The sequence below is a fragment of the Angelakisella massiliensis genome, from assembly GCF_900104675.1.
GTDB classification, from domain to species: domain Bacteria; phylum Bacillota; class Clostridia; order Oscillospirales; family Ruminococcaceae; genus Angelakisella; species Angelakisella massiliensis.
In genome coordinates this window covers 2,827,155-2,844,513 of record NZ_LT629945.1, presented here as the reverse complement: position 1 = coordinate 2,844,513, position 17,359 = coordinate 2,827,155, and the positions used below count along the sequence as shown (strand labels likewise).

12 protein-coding genes, 1 pseudogene and 1 riboswitch are annotated in these 17,359 nt (G+C 51.3%); of the genes and pseudogenes, 7 read left to right on the top strand and 6 right to left on the bottom strand.

Annotation, left to right across the window (positions count from 1 at the left end):
• Window positions 1-122 precede the first annotated feature (122 nt).
• The 4 genes from BQ5383_RS19020 to BQ5383_RS19005 form a co-directional block, all read right to left on the bottom strand.
• Window positions 123-968, bottom strand: a complete 846-nt coding sequence (locus tag BQ5383_RS19020) for a metallophosphoesterase (protein ID WP_083390072.1) — start codon at window positions 966-968, stop codon at window positions 123-125.
• A gap of 662 nt (window positions 969-1,630) precedes the next feature.
• Entirely contained in the window at window positions 1,631-2,326 is a 696-nt protein-coding gene (locus BQ5383_RS19015) for an anaerobic ribonucleoside-triphosphate reductase activating protein (protein WP_071434680.1), read from the bottom strand.
• Window positions 2,323-4,425: a ribonucleoside triphosphate reductase gene (locus tag BQ5383_RS19010; RefSeq protein WP_071434678.1), complete on the bottom strand. Its 2,103-nt coding sequence runs from the start codon at window positions 4,423-4,425 to the stop codon at window positions 2,323-2,325. Before BQ5383_RS19010 ends, BQ5383_RS19015 begins: the two co-directional genes overlap by 4 nt.
• A gap of 119 nt (window positions 4,426-4,544) precedes the next feature.
• A riboswitch (cobalamin riboswitch) is annotated at window positions 4,545-4,757 on the bottom strand.
• A 164-nt stretch (window positions 4,758-4,921) separates the two neighbouring features.
• Window positions 4,922-5,251, bottom strand: a complete 330-nt coding sequence (locus tag BQ5383_RS19005; protein ID WP_071434675.1) for a DUF6508 domain-containing protein — start codon at window positions 5,249-5,251, stop codon at window positions 4,922-4,924.
• Window positions 5,252-5,532: 281 nt separating this feature from the next.
• On the opposite strand from BQ5383_RS19005, the gene BQ5383_RS19000 reads away from it, so the two are divergent.
• From BQ5383_RS19000 to glgB, 4 genes and pseudogenes are all read left to right on the top strand, one after another.
• Window positions 5,533-6,498, top strand: coding sequence for an IS5-like element ISBian1 family transposase (locus BQ5383_RS19000; RefSeq protein ID WP_083389760.1), 966 nt, complete (start codon window positions 5,533-5,535; stop codon window positions 6,496-6,498).
• A gap of 98 nt (window positions 6,499-6,596) precedes the next feature.
• Window positions 6,597-6,893 (top strand): annotated as a pseudogene (locus tag BQ5383_RS20300) (rRNA adenine N-6-methyltransferase family protein); the annotation flags it as partial.
• A 27-nt stretch (window positions 6,894-6,920) separates the two neighbouring features.
• Window positions 6,921-7,886, top strand: a complete 966-nt coding sequence (locus BQ5383_RS18995) for an IS5-like element ISBian1 family transposase (RefSeq protein ID WP_083389760.1) — start codon at window positions 6,921-6,923, stop codon at window positions 7,884-7,886.
• 156 nt (window positions 7,887-8,042) lie between these two features.
• Window positions 8,043-9,923: a 1,4-alpha-glucan branching protein GlgB gene (gene glgB / locus BQ5383_RS18990; RefSeq protein WP_071434673.1), complete on the top strand. Its 1,881-nt coding sequence runs from the start codon at window positions 8,043-8,045 to the stop codon at window positions 9,921-9,923.
• 124 nt (window positions 9,924-10,047) lie between these two features.
• On the opposite strand, the gene BQ5383_RS18985 is transcribed toward glgB, so the two are convergent.
• Both BQ5383_RS18985 and BQ5383_RS18980 read right to left on the bottom strand, forming a co-directional pair.
• Entirely contained in the window at window positions 10,048-11,148 is a 1,101-nt protein-coding gene (locus BQ5383_RS18985; protein ID WP_071434671.1) for a response regulator, read from the bottom strand.
• Window positions 11,145-11,528, bottom strand: a complete 384-nt coding sequence (locus BQ5383_RS18980; RefSeq protein WP_071434669.1) for a hypothetical protein — start codon at window positions 11,526-11,528, stop codon at window positions 11,145-11,147. Before BQ5383_RS18980 ends, BQ5383_RS18985 begins: the two co-directional genes overlap by 4 nt.
• Before the next feature lie 683 nt (window positions 11,529-12,211).
• On the opposite strand from BQ5383_RS18980, the gene BQ5383_RS18970 reads away from it, so the two are divergent.
• The 3 genes from BQ5383_RS18970 (at window position 12,212) to BQ5383_RS18960 (ending at window position 17,332) form a co-directional block, all read left to right on the top strand.
• Entirely contained in the window at window positions 12,212-12,688 is a 477-nt protein-coding gene (locus tag BQ5383_RS18970) for a MarR family winged helix-turn-helix transcriptional regulator (RefSeq protein ID WP_139193485.1), read from the top strand.
• A 165-nt stretch (window positions 12,689-12,853) separates the two neighbouring features.
• Window positions 12,854-14,158 carry an efflux RND transporter periplasmic adaptor subunit gene (locus tag BQ5383_RS18965; protein WP_071434663.1) on the top strand — a complete coding sequence of 435 codons (1,305 nt, stop codon included), beginning with the start codon at window positions 12,854-12,856 and terminating at the stop codon, window positions 14,156-14,158.
• 15 nt (window positions 14,159-14,173) lie between these two features.
• Window positions 14,174-17,332 (top strand): efflux RND transporter permease subunit, encoded by a 3,159-nt coding sequence (locus BQ5383_RS18960; protein ID WP_076944508.1) that lies wholly within the window; start codon window positions 14,174-14,176, stop codon window positions 17,330-17,332.
• Window positions 17,333-17,359: the final 27 nt, after the last annotated feature.

Sequence of the window (17,359 nt, the reverse complement as noted above, 5' to 3'; positions counted from 1 at the left end):
GGGACAAATCAGGAATGTGGCTTTGAGCCAGTTGTGATACAAAAACCTTGCAACGCGAGGAAAGTATTTTGGTTGTCCATCTTTGCAGTACATACTAGGTCTGTCCATTGTTCATGTGTTTTCTAGGTTGGAGAAAGCTCCAGTTCCACGATTTCGGGAGGGTTAAAAAGCCGCAGGGGAAGATGGGTCGTGCCGATTCCCCGGCTGACATACAATCCGTTGGAGAGCAGCTGGGTTTCTTCCTGCGCATACAGCCCTCGAATATACCCATCTGAACCGGGAGGAAGGACCTGTTCTGTCAAAAAAGGCAGATAAATTTGTCCGCCATGGGTGTGTCCGGTCAGCATGATACCTTCTGCACTGCCATCCAAAAGACCGAGACTGGCTGGCTCATGAGCCAATACCAGATGAAAGTTTCCGTCTTCCGGCAGCTGCTGCATGGTGCGGGAGCCCAGCATCACATCGTCACAGCCAATAATGGTGACAGAGTAATCCTCCAATGTGATGTATTCGTTTTTCAAGAGGGTAAATCCACACTGCTCCATGAGCTCCGGATAGACGCGGGAGGCTCCGCCGCCATAGTCATGGTTCCCCCATACAGCGAATTTTCCTCCGGGAGCGTTTATACTGTCCAATGCTTCGCAGATTGCATCCAGTTCCAGCGTTTGCTGATCCCGGGCGTAGGAATCCAGAAAATCGCCGCCGAACAGCACAATATCAGGTTCCAGCTGATTGATTTTTTGAGCCAGAGCAGCGGCTTCCTCTTTGCCGTAAGAGGAGCTGAAATGGGTATCGGAGAAAAAAACGACACGACATTGAGCGCCGGTTTGTCCTGTATCCGCTTTCAGATGGGTCACCAAGAGAAGGTGAGGTTCTATATAACGAGCCCAGCCCAAAAGAAGCACAGGCAGCAGAATCAGAGCCATAAGGAAAAACAATAACCGCTTTTTCCATCTTTTTCTTGTCAAGGCCGTTCCTCCTTTTCCAAAGAAGATGTGGCGTTTATGATAGCACAGGAGCAGTGAAAAATCCTCAAGAATTTTTGAATTTTGGAACCATCAAATAAAAAGATGAGTAAATCCGGGAATCCTTTTACAGCGCTCCAAAGGATAGAAAGTGTTCAGGACCGTGTGGATTTTATTGAAAATTTGTCCTCAAAATGTTCCGCCAAAACCAATAAAGATTTTTTTCAGTAAAAGATTTCTTTTGACTTCAGCACAATAGCTCCGTTACAGAGAAAGGAAGCTCTTGAGGAAATTTTCTCAAAGCAACTTTAAATAAACTAAAAAACCTTCCCGAATCATTATAGGCTCGGGAAGGTCAGCTTGTAGAAAAACCTGTTTCCAGGAAAAAATAAAGTTCAAAATCATAAAAATCAGGACATGTGCCTGATTTTTATACCACGACCCGCGCCCACCGGGGCGCGGAACCGGGGGTATCGCCGCCGGTTTCGTCAGGAACCAGGCGGCGTATCCAGGGGGTATGGGATACCCCCTGGAAGCGTGTCGAACTTTTTCGACACGCTCACCTTCCCGAATCATCATAGTTTCGGGAAGGTTTTGGACTGTAGAGAAAACTGTTTTAAAAGACAAGCAAAAGTATAAAAAGCGGGATACGTGTCAGAAAGGAATCAGTCCCGCTGCCAGATCAAACCAGGCTGAAAGCTGCGGATCGCAGTTTCAATAGCTGCCAGATCTTTTTTACTCAGGCAGGGCAGCTCCAGTCTTTGCTGATCCTCAGGACGAAATTCAGGCGGCTGATGAAAAAAGTTTATACGGTACCGGGGCAGCGGCGGCAGCAGGGATGCAAGTTCCAGCAGTTCTCCCCGGGTCAGGCCAGGGTAGAGGGTGGTGCGGGCCTCGAAGGCAGTTTTCTCATCCATCAGCAAAAGGATGGTTTGCCGGGCTTTTTCCCATGCGTTCTCCCGACCTGTTACTTCCAGGCAGTGCTGGGGCAGGGCTTTCCAGTCCACCGCCACATAATCCACCAACCGCTGCTGTATCAAGGCCTGCACCACTTCCGGATGCTGCCCGTTGGTGTCCAGTTTGATCTGGAAGCCCAGAGCCTTCACCTGCTTGAGAAAATCCGTCAGATCACTGTAGAGGGTGGGTTCTCCGCCGCTGACCACAATGCCGTCCAGCAGTCCCTGACGGCGGCGGAGAAAGTCCAGAACCTCCCCACTGGTCAGTTCTCCTTCACCGGGGGACAGCAGTTCCCGGTTGTGGCAGTAGAAGCAGTCCAGATCGCATCCTCGAACAAAGGCCACGCAGCTGAGATTACCAGGGAAATCAATGGTGCTCACCTTTTGCAGCCCGCCGAAGATCATACTGCTTCCTCCTCCCAGGGAAGAATATATTTCTTCCTCAGGCGGTATTCTTCCGCTTTGCCTTTATGAAAATTCTGTACCGGTCTCAGATAACCCACTACTCTGGTCCAAACCTCCGCCTCATGTCCGCAGGTGGGGCAGGTAAAGTGCTCGCCGGAAATATACCCATGCTCCGGGCAGACGGAGAAGGTGGGTGTCAGGGAAAGATAAGGAAGCTTGTAGTTTTGGAAGGCACGGCGCAGCAGCTTTTTAGCCACTTCGATATCCCGAATCTGCTCTCCCAGATAGAGATGCAGGACAGTGCCCCCGGTGTATTTGCACTGCAGCTCATCCTGAAGATCCAGGGTCTCGAAAATGTCGTCAGTGAAGCCCACCGGCAGCTGGGTGGAGTTGGTATAATAGGGAACCTCCTCTCCGGCGGTAATGATCTCCGGATACCGGTCCTTGTCCAGCTGGGCCAGACGATAGCTGGTGCCCTCGGCGGGGGTGGCCTCCAGGTTGTAGAAATGGCCTGTTTCTTCCTGAATGGCGGAAATCAGCTCCCGAAGATAGTCCAGCGTCTCCAGACCGAAAGCTTGTCCTTCAGGGGTGGTCAGATCCTTGCCCAGAAAATTGAGGCAGGCTTCATTCATCCCTACCAGGCCGATGGTATTGAAATGGTTGTACCAATAGCTGCCGGTGCGGGCTTTCACATCCTCCAGATAGTGGGCGGAATAGGGGTACATCCCATTGGCTGTTTGCTCTTCAATGGTTTTTCGTTTGATCTCCAGACTGTTTTTGGCGATATCCACCAGCTTGCGGAGACGGGCTTTATAGTCCTCTTTGTCCCGGGCGAGATAGGCTGCCCGAGGCAGGTTGAGGGTCACCACACCGATAGAGCCGGTGAGGGGATTGGAACCAAACAGTCCGCCGCCCCGTTTCCGCAGCTCCTTGGTATCCAGACGCAGGCGGCAGCACATGGACAAGGCGTCTTCCGGGGAGAGGTCGGAGTTGACGTAGTTGGAAAAATAGGGGATACCGTACTTGCAGGTGATCTCCATAAATTTGTCCACCACAGGGCTGTCCCATTGGAACTCATTGGTGACGTTGATGGTGGGAATAGGGAAGGTGAAGACCCGTCCCTGTTTGTCGCCTTCCATCATCACATCACAGAAGGCGGTGTTCAGCAGATCCATTTCCGCCTGAAAATCACCATAGCACTCCTCCATCACTGCTCCGCCGATGATGACCTTTTGATCCCGCAGTGTTCTGGGAGGAACCAGATCAAAGGTGAGGTTGGAGAAAGGGCACTGGAAGCCCACCCGGGTGGGGACATTGAGGTTAAAGACAAACTCCTGGAGGGCTTGCTTGACAGCGGTATAATCCAGCTTATCATAGCGGATAAAGGGTGCGCAGTAGGTATCAAAAGAGGACCAGGCCTGGGCTCCGGCGGTTTCTCCCTGGGTGGTGAAGGTAGAGTTGACGATCTGCCCCAGGAAAGAGCGGAGATGCTTGGCAGGCTTGGATTCCACCTTGCCGGGAACGCCACCGAAGCCCAGCATCAGCAGCTGCCGCAGGTCCCACCCGGCGCAGTAAGGCCCGAAGAAGCCCAGGTCGTGAAGATGGAGGTCACCGGAGAGGTGAGCCTTGCGGATTTCCTCCGGGTAGATCTCATGGAGCCAATACTGCTTGGTAAAGGTTTCCCGGATATAATTGTTCATACCGTTGATGGATTTTTGAGCGTTGGCGTTTTCCTTCACCCGCCAGTCCATGTCCTCCATATAGCTGGAGAACATTTCAATGGTGGCGCCGATGAGAGCGTTGGCCTCCCGGGCTCCCCGGCGTTTTTCACGGTAGAGGATGTAGGCTTTGGCAGTACGGGCGTGTCCGTTCTCGATGAGGACTTTTTCCACCAGGTCCTGGATCTGCTCCACTTCCACTGTACCCGCAGGGTAACGTTCCTCGGCCATTTCCACCACCTGGCGGCACAGCTCCTCTGAACGTTCCCAGTCATTGCCCCCTACGGCATTGGCAGCTTTAAAAATAGCTCTGGTGATTTTTTCAGGGGTAAAGGGGACTACTTCACCACTGCGTTTACGGATGGACTGGATTGTTGACATGACAGCATCTTCCTTTCTCCGGCTACCCTGTGAAGGACGGCTGTTGTGCACCCGGACACAAAAAAAGCGCGGCCCGGGACAGGCACGCGCATCGCTAGCCCGCTCCTCGCCATACTCCGTGGCGGCGGCATACATCGGCAGGTATTCCGGCTTTGGACCGCTGCCCGCGCCTTCCCGGGAGGATTCCCAGTGGCGTGATAGCGGGCAGGGAACAGGATCTCAAAGAGCCTGTTTGCTTCCATACGGCGGCGGGACCGCGCGGGATTTTCACCCGCTTCCCTCTTTCGGCCCCTCCCGGCAAAGGGAGAGGCACCGATGCAGTATCACAAGATATTGAATTTATTTTTGACTTTGCAGGGATATAATACTATATCTTGTAGCTTGTGTCAATGGCGTTTTAAGATTTCTTGTTTTGGGTACAGATATCGGGCTTATAAAAATGAAAACCGCCGAGGGAAATCCCACTGCGGTTTCATGTGCGATATGCAAGAGTGATTCAGCCATCCAGTTCTTTCAAGCGTTCCAAAATACGGGGGAGGATGCCCTGCTGGATTTGATCCAGCACAATTCCCTGGAAGAAGCTTTCCTGCACGACAAAAGCGGAAATGCAGGCGCACGCATCTTCAGCGGACATAGTAGGGATGGCATTTTGCAGAGCGGATCTGGTTGCCCAGCCGCGCATACCCATGATGTCCATTGCGTCGGGATTCATGAACTCAGATTGGGAAAAATCCCGGACAAACAAATTGATTTGTTCCTGAAGCTCTTCTTTGGATAGGGTGTTTTTACTGAAAAAGTCCAGATACTTTGTGATATTTTCGTGCATTTTAAAACCTCCTTTTTCTTATTTATAACATACATAAAATGGAAATTCAACAATTATTTGAAAAAAATAGAAAAATATGAATTATTTTGTTTAAAAGTATGGTGTTTGGTGAAAGTTCATCTGTGCTGCGGGGATGAAAATGCGGGCAGCTGTTGGGGAGCTTGGATAAAACTGATTTCCGGCTCTTGTTGCTGTAGGATGCCTTTGATATAAGGCAATACCGCACAGAAAAAAGTGCCAGATACCGCCAAGTGTGATATAATAAACCTATGGATAAACAGATGACGATTTCCGCATTCAGTGACGAATTGGCACAGGTGCGGACGAAGAAAAAGGAATTTCTCAGTCAGATTGAACGGATTGTCCCGTGGAAGGAATGGCTTGCCATGATTCAGCCGTGCTATTACAAAGGAGAGCGCGGCAACAAACCCTATCCGCTGGAGATCATGCTCCGACTGTATCTGCTGCAAAACCTCTATGACCTGAGTGATGAGGCCACAGTGGCAGAAGCCATCGACAGCCGCGCATTTTCGGAGTTCTGCGGTGTCGATTCCAGCAACCAGGTTCCGGACGGGGATACCCTTGGCCGGTTCCGGAACTTGCTGATCAAGAACGGACTGCAGGAAAAGTTGTTCGCTCAGGTGGTAGCTGCGCTCATGGAACGTGGCCTCATTCTGAAAAAGGGCACCATTGTAGATTCCACCATCATTTCCGCCCCCTCTTCTACCAAGAATAAGGAAAAGAAACGGGATCCGGATGCCCATCAGGTCAAGAAGGGCAACACCTGGCACTTTGGGTACAAAGCACATATCGGCGTGGACAAGGACAGCGGACTGGTTCACACAGTGGAAGCCACACCGGCAAATGTCCACGACGTTGCGGAAGTGCCGAAATTGTTGACGGGAGAGGAAGAAACAGTCTATGGAGACAGCGGTTATCTCGGCGCAGGTAAGCGCGAAGATGCCGTAGTCCGAAACAAAGCTGGCCGGAAAATCAAGTACAAGATCAATCGTCGTCCATCGCAGATGAAGAAACTGAGCAAAAGCGGACAGTACGCAGCAAAGAAAGCGGAACGGGCGAAATCTTCCGTCCGGGCAAAAGTAGAGCATGTATTCGGTGTCGTTAAGAAGCAGCTGCGTTTTCGAAAAACACGATACCGAGGGCTTGAAAAGCAGCAAGCCAAATTCAATATCATGTTTGCGTTAGCAAATCTGATTCTGGCTGACAGACCCTGTCTGGCAGCTTGAGTTAGTGCGCCTTTGCGGACAAAAACTTCCGAGGTTATCCACAGTTTTTACTTGGCACCTGTTGTATAATGCGGATTGTGGCATTTATGCGGTATTGCCTTAAAAAAGTGGTTTTTGAAAGCCATGCGTCTGACATCTATCTGATTGTTGAAGAAGGATTCTACAAGCGTACCTTGGATATTCACCGAACACTAGGGTTGCTCTTGCACACTCAAGTCTCGATTCAGCAATTGCTTAAGCTGCCAGCGGAATGCTTTCATCCTAAACCAAAAGTAAACAGTGTCTTAATAAAACTTACCCGCCATACCACAGATGTTCCAGATAAATATTGGAAGCTATATACGTACTNTATAAGGCAATACCGCACAGAAAAAAGTGCCAGATACCGCCAAGTGTGATATAATAAACCTATGGATAAACAGATGACGATTTCCGCATTCAGTGACGAATTGGCACAGGTGCGGACGAAGAAAAAGGAATTTCTCAGTCAGATTGAACGGATTGTCCCGTGGAAGGAATGGCTTGCCATGATTCAGCCGTGCTATTACAAAGGAGAGCGCGGCAACAAACCCTATCCGCTGGAGATCATGCTCCGACTGTATCTGCTGCAAAACCTCTATGACCTGAGTGATGAGGCCACAGTGGCAGAAGCCATCGACAGCCGCGCATTTTCGGAGTTCTGCGGTGTCGATTCCAGCAACCAGGTTCCGGACGGGGATACCCTTGGCCGGTTCCGGAACTTGCTGATCAAGAACGGACTGCAGGAAAAGTTGTTCGCTCAGGTGGTAGCTGCGCTCATGGAACGTGGCCTCATTCTGAAAAAGGGCACCATTGTAGATTCCACCATCATTTCCGCCCCCTCTTCTACCAAGAATAAGGAAAAGAAACGGGATCCGGATGCCCATCAGGTCAAGAAGGGCAACACCTGGCACTTTGGGTACAAAGCACATATCGGCGTGGACAAGGACAGCGGACTGGTTCACACAGTGGAAGCCACACCGGCAAATGTCCACGACGTTGCGGAAGTGCCGAAATTGTTGACGGGAGAGGAAGAAACAGTCTATGGAGACAGCGGTTATCTCGGCGCAGGTAAGCGCGAAGATGCCGTAGTCCGAAACAAAGCTGGCCGGAAAATCAAGTACAAGATCAATCGTCGTCCATCGCAGATGAAGAAACTGAGCAAAAGCGGACAGTACGCAGCAAAGAAAGCGGAACGGGCGAAATCTTCCGTCCGGGCAAAAGTAGAGCATGTATTCGGTGTCGTTAAGAAGCAGCTGCGTTTTCGAAAAACACGATACCGAGGGCTTGAAAAGCAGCAAGCCAAATTCAATATCATGTTTGCGTTAGCAAATCTGATTCTGGCTGACAGACCCTGTCTGGCAGCTTGAGTTAGTGCGCCTTTGCGGACAAAAACTTCCGAGGTTATCCACAGTTTTTACTTGGCACCTGTTGTATAATGCGGATTGTGGCATTTATGCGGTATTGCCATAATAGAAAAGTACATCCAATACGGTGATATGGTTCCGGGAAAGGCGGCGACAGCCATGAAAGAGGAAGAAAAACTCCTTGACTATCTGCGGGGAGGCTCTCTGCGGGGATGGGAGATATTTGGAGCGCATCCAGAGCTAAATGGCACATCTTTTGCGGTATATGCTCCAGCTGCTGCCGCGGTCAGCCTTATTTGCAGTGCGCACAACTGGCAGCCGCTTCCTATGGAACGGGATCAGTATGGGGTATGGCGGCTGTATCTGGAAGGGAATCTGGAGGGGGCCATGTATAAGTATCGTGTCACCACGGCCGCCGGAGAAATCCATGACCGGATGGACCCCTATGCTTTTTGTTGTGAGCGGCGTCCCAATACCGCCTCTATTGTCACCCGATTGGAAGGCTACCAGTGGGGGGATGAGGCATGGCTGTCCCGGCGCAGCCGCTGTCATGATCGTCCCATGAACATTTACGAGGTCCATGCCGGCTCCTGGCGGAGGAACCCTCCAGCGGCGGACGATCCCAAAGGAGAGAACAATTTCTATTCCTACCACCAATTGGCGGAGGAATTGGTGCCCTATCTGCAGGAGATGGGCTATACCCACCTGGAACTGATGCCCCTGATGGAGCATCCTCTGGACGCATCCTGGGGTTATCAGGTGACCGGTTATTTTGCCCCTACCAGCCGTTACGGCAGCCCCAAAGGGCTGATGGAGCTGGTGGACCGGTGTCATCAGGCTGGCATCGGTGTGCTGCTGGATTTTGTACCGCTGCACTTTGTACGGGATTTTTATGCCCTCCACCTGTATGATGGCTCCTGCTTGTATGAGCCGGACCGGGAGGAGGAGCGGTACACCCAGTGGGGAACGGCGCTGTTTGACTTTACAAAGCCCCATGTTCTCAGTTTTGTCAAATCGGCGTTGGATTTTTGGCTGAGTGTTTACCATTTCGACGGCATCCGCTATGACGCTGTAGCCAATCTGGTTTATCGGGACGGCAATACGGACCGCGGCGTCAATGAGCCTGGAGTATGGTTTTTGAAAAACGCTAATTTTGCGCTTCATCAGGCACACTGCTGCGCCATATTGATTGCGGAAGATTCCTCCACCTATCCCAAGGTGACCGCTCCGGTGGAGTACGGGGGATTGGGCTTTGACTATAAATGGGCTATGGGCTGGATGCACGATACGCTGGATTATCTGGCCCTGCCTTTTGAATACCGCAGTGACAGCCACAACAAGCTCACCTTTGCCATGAGCTATTTCCACAGTGAAAACTTTTTGCTGCCCTTTTCCCACGATGAGGTGGTCCATGGCAAACGGACGATCATCGACAAGATTTGGGGGATCTTTGAGGAAAAATTTGCCCAGCTGAAATCCCTTTATTTGTTTATGTTCACTCATCCGGGAAAAAAGCTGAACTTTATGGGCAATGACCTGGGAGAGTTCAAAGAGTGGGATGAAAGCAAGGCACTGGGATGGAATCTGCTCCAGTATCCGGCCCATGACTGCTTCCACCGCTATTTGAGGCAGCTTCATCATCTGTACTGCCGGGAACCTGCCCTGTGGAAAGCGGATTATCATCCTCAGGGTTTCCGGTGGCTTGATGTGGACAACCGGTCGCAGTCGGTATTTGCCTATGAGCGGTGGGACCTGGCGGATAGCCATCTGGCGGCGGTGTTTAATTTTTCGGAGCATCTTTGGGAAGGGTATATGCTCCGGGGATTGCCGCCCCTGGCGGTTTGCACTGTTCTGCTCAATACCGACGCGCTGGAACTGGGCGGAAGCGGCAGGGAGATTCCCGCTGTTCTCCAGGCGGATGATCATGGTCAGGTAAAGCTGGATTTGGCGCCCTTTGCGGGAATGCTGCTGCGTGTGGAGGAGCCCGAAGCGGACCAGCCGGAGGATGAACCGCAGCATCCGCAAAACACTTCTCTATAAAACTTTATAGTAAAACCGGACAAGCCCTGTTCGGGCAAAAGAGCAGCTGTTATTCAATCAGAGGAAAAGCTTTATAAAAAACAGAACCCCTGGGAGGTCAGTCCCGGGGGTTCTGCGTTTTTATTCAGATGGATGAGAGAATATTGGAAAGAGTCTGTGCCTCCAGCAAAACGATCTGATACATTTCAGCAGAGATGATGATCCCGATATCATTTTTCAGTGCTGAAAGGACCCGCTCCATCCGGTCGGCGCGATCTTTACAATAGCTCAGGTGGTGCTGTATACGCAGGGCGGTATGTGTCAGCTGCGCACTCAGGGGGATGGCGGAGCTGTCCGCCTGCTGGGGATATCCGGAGCCATCCGCGTTTTTATGGTGCCACAAAGCGATTTCAGCGGCATATTGGAGCAGAGGCGATTTTTGATTTTCCTGGGCAAAAAGCTCATACCCCAGCCAGATATGCTGGAAATAAAGAGCGGCATTGGTGTCATTCAGTTTTTCTCCCGCTTCCACCACGTTATCGGGCAAACCAAGCAGACCGATATCGCAGAAAGTAGACGCAAAGCCAATTAAAACAGCGTCATTTGAGGTGATTCCCGACTGGGGAAACTGCTGCGCATAACGCTGTGCCAGAAGCATGGTGATCTTCCCCAATTGACGGTGTCCTTCCATATCCATTCCCCGGCGCAGGCGGCAGAACGATTCCAGCTTGCGGTTCCAGGTGTCATAAAAAGCGCGGGCGGCATCCAGCTCCATGTGCTCCGGATCAGAAAGGGTCTGGCTTTGATTCTCCGGTTTAGGGGCTGGGGAATCATTTTTTCGGTCCAGAACGGTAGATCCGGCTGGCCAGGCAGTCCGGATCACATCACAAACCCGGGTTTGAACAGTATGGGGATTGACGGGTTTGACCAGAAAGTCCACAGCACCTCGTTCCACGCTGGCAACAACATCTGTCTCACTGGCGTCGGTGGTAATCAGGATCACCGGCAAGGCAGCGGTAGAAGGATTTGTTTGAAGCTGGTGGAGCACGGTAAAACCAGTTCCCCGCCGTTCCAGGCAGATATCCAGCAAAACAGCGCAGATCCTTTCATGATGCTGATGGATAAAGCTCAAGCCCCGGTGAGTATCGGCTGCGCATTCCACATGAAAGATGTTTTTAAATATCTCGTTGAGGATGGCAAGATCCAGCTCCGAATCATCAATAATCAATAAAGTATCCCGAATCATGCCTGCTCCTCCTTCAGATACTGCTCAATTGTTTTGACAATGGCTTCGCTTTCCGTTTCCGCTTCCTGGATGAGTGAAGACAGCTTTTTCTTGTTTTTGAATTTGGAGGTTCTGAATTCCACCAGAATAGCCTGTGCGCACTCCTGGATGTGTACCATACTCAGGTTTCCAGCCAAGCCTTTCAGATTGTGGACGCCGATATAGAATGTTTCCTCATCCTCGGCCTCCAGCTCCTGACGAATAGAGGCAAGATTCAGTTTTTGCGGCAGCTGGCGCACAAAGGAGAGAAACAGGGCTTCATTACCCATAAACCGATTCAGGGCCTCCTGTGTGTGGAAACCCAGTCGATCCAGCTGGGTATATAATTCCTGCTTTTCCATGGAAGGGCCTCCCAATAAAAAATCTGTTTTTCAAATGATGAAGATACAGTTTTGGACCTTATACGACACTTTTTTCATCATATCACAATCTGTGGAGGATATCAATTTTATCTTGCGATTCTTTGGCGGGGAGCACTGTGCGGAAATAAGTACCCGCCCGACAAGGAAAAAGGCGGTGAATAGCAGAACAGCAACGAATATGGGCAAAGCTTTTCTGCGTTCTTTGTGCCTGAAATGCCATCAAAAGTTCAACTTTCCTCTTTTGAGACAATAGAAAATCAAGCTGCCGGACAGAATGGAGAAACAGCCTCTTGATTTTTCTGTGTTTGTTTTTGAATGCCCAGATATTTCCCAAGGGCAGCGGTACGCTTCCGACACATTGGCGGCGTTTTTTCACGCCTCAAAGGCAATGAGAAAAACATTCCAGAGGTATCTTCCCCAGGAAAAATTTGTTCCACCAAAGAGAATATCAGCGGGATAAAACAGGGGACGGAAGAGTAATTTCTGAACAATTTATAAATACCTTGGAAGTCTCCTTGACAGTGCAATGGAAAGAACATATAATCACAACCGGAATAGTTTACATATAAACTAATTTTTCGCAATCAGGATAGCCGAGCAGGAAATTTTTGCGTGGATTTCAGACAGCAGGAAAAATTGACAATGAATTTGGAGGCGGGACGTTGGATTTGGAACAGTTTGAACGGGAATGGACCGCTAAGGCCAGAAATTTGTTTTTGAGAATGCAGCGGCTGCTGGAGCAGGTGCAGGAGGACTGCGGCGTAACATTGGCCCAGTCTTATGTATTGGGGGAGCTGGTGCGCTCAGGAGAAATGACCATGAGTGCTTTAAGCCAGAAACTTCAGGTAACCAAAGGAAATTTGTCCTCTCTGTGCAACCGGATGGAAAGGCAGGGACTGGTGCAAAGAAAACGAAGTGAAAAAGATGAGAGGGTCGTTTACATAGATGTGACCCGCAGCGGCCGGGAACTGATTGAACGCACCTGGCAGGAGCATGACCGTTTTTACCAGTTTCGGGGGCAGGACACTTCCGAGGAACTGCAGCATCGGGTGCTGGATGGCTTACAGGCGATGGATGAATATTTGAGTATTTGTGAGGAGCAATATCATCAATTTTTCAACCATGAGCAAGTGGTTTAGCCCACCAAAGCTAAAAAGATTTTCACTTGACAATGATAACAGAAGTAGTATGATTTACATTATACTAATGCAATGGTACAAAATGGAACGACAGGGCTTATTGCCCGTTCGTGCTGCGGGGCGGCGGCCTCGTCCGGCAGGTTTGATATTGGGAGGATACAGAGAATGAACAGAAATGTTGCAAGAGTGTTGGCGCTGGCAGCGGCGGGAGCAATGGTTCTGGCCGCAGCGGGCTGCTCCGGGGAGCCGGAGGCGGCTGCCGCGGCTTCCACTGAGGAGACGTCAGCGATTCTGGTGTCGGTAGAGCCGGCCTCCAGAGGAGATATGGAGCTGAACACTGCCTTTGTGGGCACAGTGCAGCCGGATCAGATGGTCACCATAACGCCAAAGGTGTCCGGCACAGTGGAAAAGGTGAATTTCCAGCCTGGAGACACTGTGAAAAAGGGCGACCTGTTATTCCAGATCAGTACGGAAGATATGATGATTTCTGTGCGGCAGGCGCAGGCAGCCTACCGTTCCGCTGTAGCACAGGTGGATCAGATGACCGGCAGCAGCTATAAATCCAGCCTGCAGCAGCTGGATACCACTTTTGACAAAGCCTATGAGGAGTATCAAAGCGCGTCCGATGCTGTAGATGAGTGCGAGGATGCCATCCGGGAGCTGGAAAAGCAGATTCAGGGGATGCCGTTGGGAGCCAGCAGGCTGGAGATGGAAGAGCAGCTGGCAAAGCTGCAAGAACAGTTGCCAGGACTGAAGAGCGCCGAGGACTATCTCCGAAAAACCTACAACAATGCCAAAAACTCCTATAATATCACCATGCTGGAGGGCAAAGAGGAACTGGACGAAGTGGCAGCAGCTACTTTGGAACAGGCTCAGGTAGCACTGGATGCCGCCATGGAGACCTTGGATAACGCCAAAATATACGCTCCTATTGACGGCGTGGTGGAGAGTGTGTCGGTCACCGAGATGAACTCTGCTTCTCCCAGTTCGGCGGCATTTATCATCTCCAATAAGAATGCGCTGACCATCAATTTCAATGTTTCTTCTGACGCTGTCATGGCTATGAAGGTAGGCGATACCGTCACCGTGGAGAAGGGAAATCAGACATATGAGGCAACGATTACTGAAGTAGGCACCATGGTCAGCAGCCAGACCGGTCTCTTTGGTATCAAAGCCACCCTCTCCCAGGAGGCGCCGGAGCTGCTTACCGGTCTGACTGTCAAGGTGACCGCCCCGACCCAGAAGGCGGAGGACGCGCTGCTGGTATCGCAGGATGCGGTTTATTATGATAATGGTTCCGCCTATCTCTATCTGCTCAAGGACGGAGTTGTTGTCCGCACTGATGTGGAAACGGGCATTTCCAACGCGGAACAGGTGGAAATTGTTTCCGGCATCACCGATGGAGATCAGGTGATTACATCCTGGCATCCCAACATGGTGGACGGAGTGTCCGCGGTCGCAGCCCAGTAACAGGAGGAAAAAACGGTGAACTTGACAAAACTTACCATGAGGCGTCCAGTCTCAGTGTTCATCATTCTGCTGGCGCTGATTGTTTTTGGTGTGCAGGCTATGTTGGGGGCACCTCTGGAACTGATCCCGGAGATGGAGATGCCCATCATGATCGTCATGAGTTCTTATCCGGGCGCAGGTCCCGAAGAGGTGGAGGAAATGGTCACCAGCGTACTGGAGAGTGCCGTTTCCACCATGTCGGGCGTGGAAACGATCCAGTCGGTGTCCCAGGAAGGCATGGCGATGCTGGCGCTGCAGTTTTCTTATGGCACAGATATGGATGTGGCCCATATGGACCTGCAAAAAAAGCTGGATATGTATTCTGCCGCTTTGCCGGATACTGCCACTGATCCTACCATCATCGAGATGTCCATGGATGCCATGGCTACCATCACCATGTCGGTCAAGGCCACTGGTGATGTGGATCTGCTCAACTATGTGGATGATACCATTGTCCCCGAGTTTGAAAAAATCTCCGGCGTAGCGTCGGTGGATGTATCGGGCGGTCAGAAAGATTATATCAGTGTCTGCTTGCGGGAAGATCAGATGAATCAATATGGTTTGGATATGAGCCAGATCGTTTCCGCCATGTCCTCCGCTGATTTTTCTCTGCCTGCGGGTACCGCCGACCGGGGCAGCGCGGAACTGACCATCCGTGGCGGCGTTACATATGATTCGGTGGAAAGCCTGCGGCAGATGCCCATTACCACCGCCACCGGCGGAGTGATTCACCTGAGCGATGTGGCGGATGTTTATGAAGCGAAACGTCCCGCTGAATCCATCAGCCGTTATAATGGTGAGGAAACAGTGACTTTGAGCGTTACCAAACGGCAAAGCGCCAGCACGCTGGATGTCAGCCGGGGCGCCATCAGCACGATGGAAAGCATTAACAGCCGGCAGATGGGCGTTGAGATTTCCGTCATCAATGACAGCAGCGAACAGATCATCAGTTCCATTCAAACTGTTATCTCCACCTTGATACTGGGTATCATTTTGTCTATGGTGGTGCTGTTCATCTTTTTTGGCGAGTGGAGAGCCTCACTGATTGTGGGCAGTTCCATGCCTATTTCCGTACTCACCACTATCATTCTGATGAATGGTATGGGCTTTTCCTTCAATATCATTTCATTGGGCGGTCTGGTCATCGGTGTAGGTATGATGGTGGATAACTCTATCGTTGTACTGGAAAGCTGCTTCCGTCATCGGGAACAGAAGATGAGTTTCCAGGATTCCGCGCTGGAAGGCGCACGGGTTGTCACCAACTCCATCATTGCCTCCACCATCACCACCATTGTGGTATTCCTGCCGATCTCCATTATGCAGGGTATGACCGGACAGCTGTTCAAGCAGCTGGGCTTTACCATCATCTTCTCCCTGATTGCCTCTTTGCTCTCTGCTTTGACACTGGTTCCCCTTCTCTTCTGCCGCATTGAGCCCAGAGAGAAGGAGGATATTTGGGTTACCAGAGTGCTGCACCGTACCGGTGAGGCTTACGGACGGTTTTTGAAGAAACTGTTCCCCCGCAAAAAACTGGTGGTTTTCATTTCCGTTGCGCTGCTGGTCATCTCTTTTGTACTGCTCAGCTTTGTTCCCATGGAGCTGATCCCCTCCATCGACCAGGGTACCATTGATATCACAGTGGAGACCCGTCCCGGCCTTAAACTGGAAAATGTGGACGCCATTGCCACATCCTTGGAGGAAATGATTCAGGCCCATCCCGATGTGGATCGGTACTCCGTCAATGGCAGCAGCGGTTCTTTGAGCATTTCCGTTTATCTGAAGGGAGACCGCCAGATGACCACTGATGAGGTGGTCAATCAGTGGCGGCAGGAGACAGCGGATACCGTGGACTACACCGTTTCCGTCAGCTCTTATAACATGGCCGATATGATGTCCGGCGGCGGCAGTGTCCAGCTGTATCTGGAGAGTACCGACCGTGATCAGCTGAAAGACGCCGCTGAGCAGGTGCTGGCGATGATGCGGGAAAGCGACAGCATCATTAAGGCGTCTTCCGATCTCACTGATGGCAATCCTCAGGCGGAGATCGTGGTGGATCCTGTCAAGGCCAGCGCGGCCGGCCTGTCCCCCTATCAGGTGGTCAGCACTGTCAGCAATGTGATGGATGGTAAAAACGCCATGACCATCACCGATGAAGGTACCCAGTATGAGGTGTGGGTGGAGTATCCGGAGGATCAGTATGAGACGGTGAGCGACCTGTCGGGTCTGACCATCATGTCTGCCACCGGCAAGCGGGTGCCGCTGCTGGATGTAGCGGAGATCACTTACTCCAACGCCCCCCAGAGCATCACCAAGATCGACAATATGTATGTGGTGACCATCACTGGTCAGCCCACAACCGAAGCCCGCCTCACCGCTACCCAGGAGATTTACGGCAAGGTGGCCCAGATGGATCTGCCCACTGGTGTTCAGATGCGCCAGGGCAGTTCCGCTGAGGCGATGAATGAAGAATTCTCCGCCATGGGAAGCGCCATTCTTTCCGCTGTTTTCCTGGTGTTTATGGTGATGGCCATGCAGTTTGAATCTGCCCGCTTCTCCCTGGTCGTTATGCTGTGTATCCCGTTCTCTCTCATTGGTTCTTTCGGTGCGTTGTTCCTGACGGGTGTCACCTTGAGTATGCCTTCTCTGATGGGCCTGCTGATGCTGGTTGGTATCGTGGTCAACAATGGTATTCTGTTTATTGATACCACCAACCAGCTGAGAAGCAGTATGGATGCGGAAACCGCCCTCATTTACGCAGGAAAAACCCGTATGCGTCCTATTCTGATGACCACTTTGACCACCGTTCTGTCCATGGTTCCTATGGCTTTGGGCATTGGCGATGGTTCTGAGATCATGCAGGGCATGGCGGTGATCATCATCGGCGGTTTGTGCGCTTCCACCTTGCTGACGCTGTTGCTGCTGCCCAACTTCTATCTGCTGATGAGCAAAAAGGACCCCAGAGAAAAGAAACGCCGGGGCCTGTTCCGCCGCAAAAAGAAGGAGCAGCAGGAGGAAAAAGGGCCTGACCCCCACCAATACGGTGTTTATGACAACGCGTTTGTGGAGCAGGAGGGCCTTCCCCCTGAGTTGTCAGATACATCCGCTGATGAGCCGGAAAATAAAACAGAGCAGTAAAGCATTTCAGTAAGCTTTTCTGTTCTT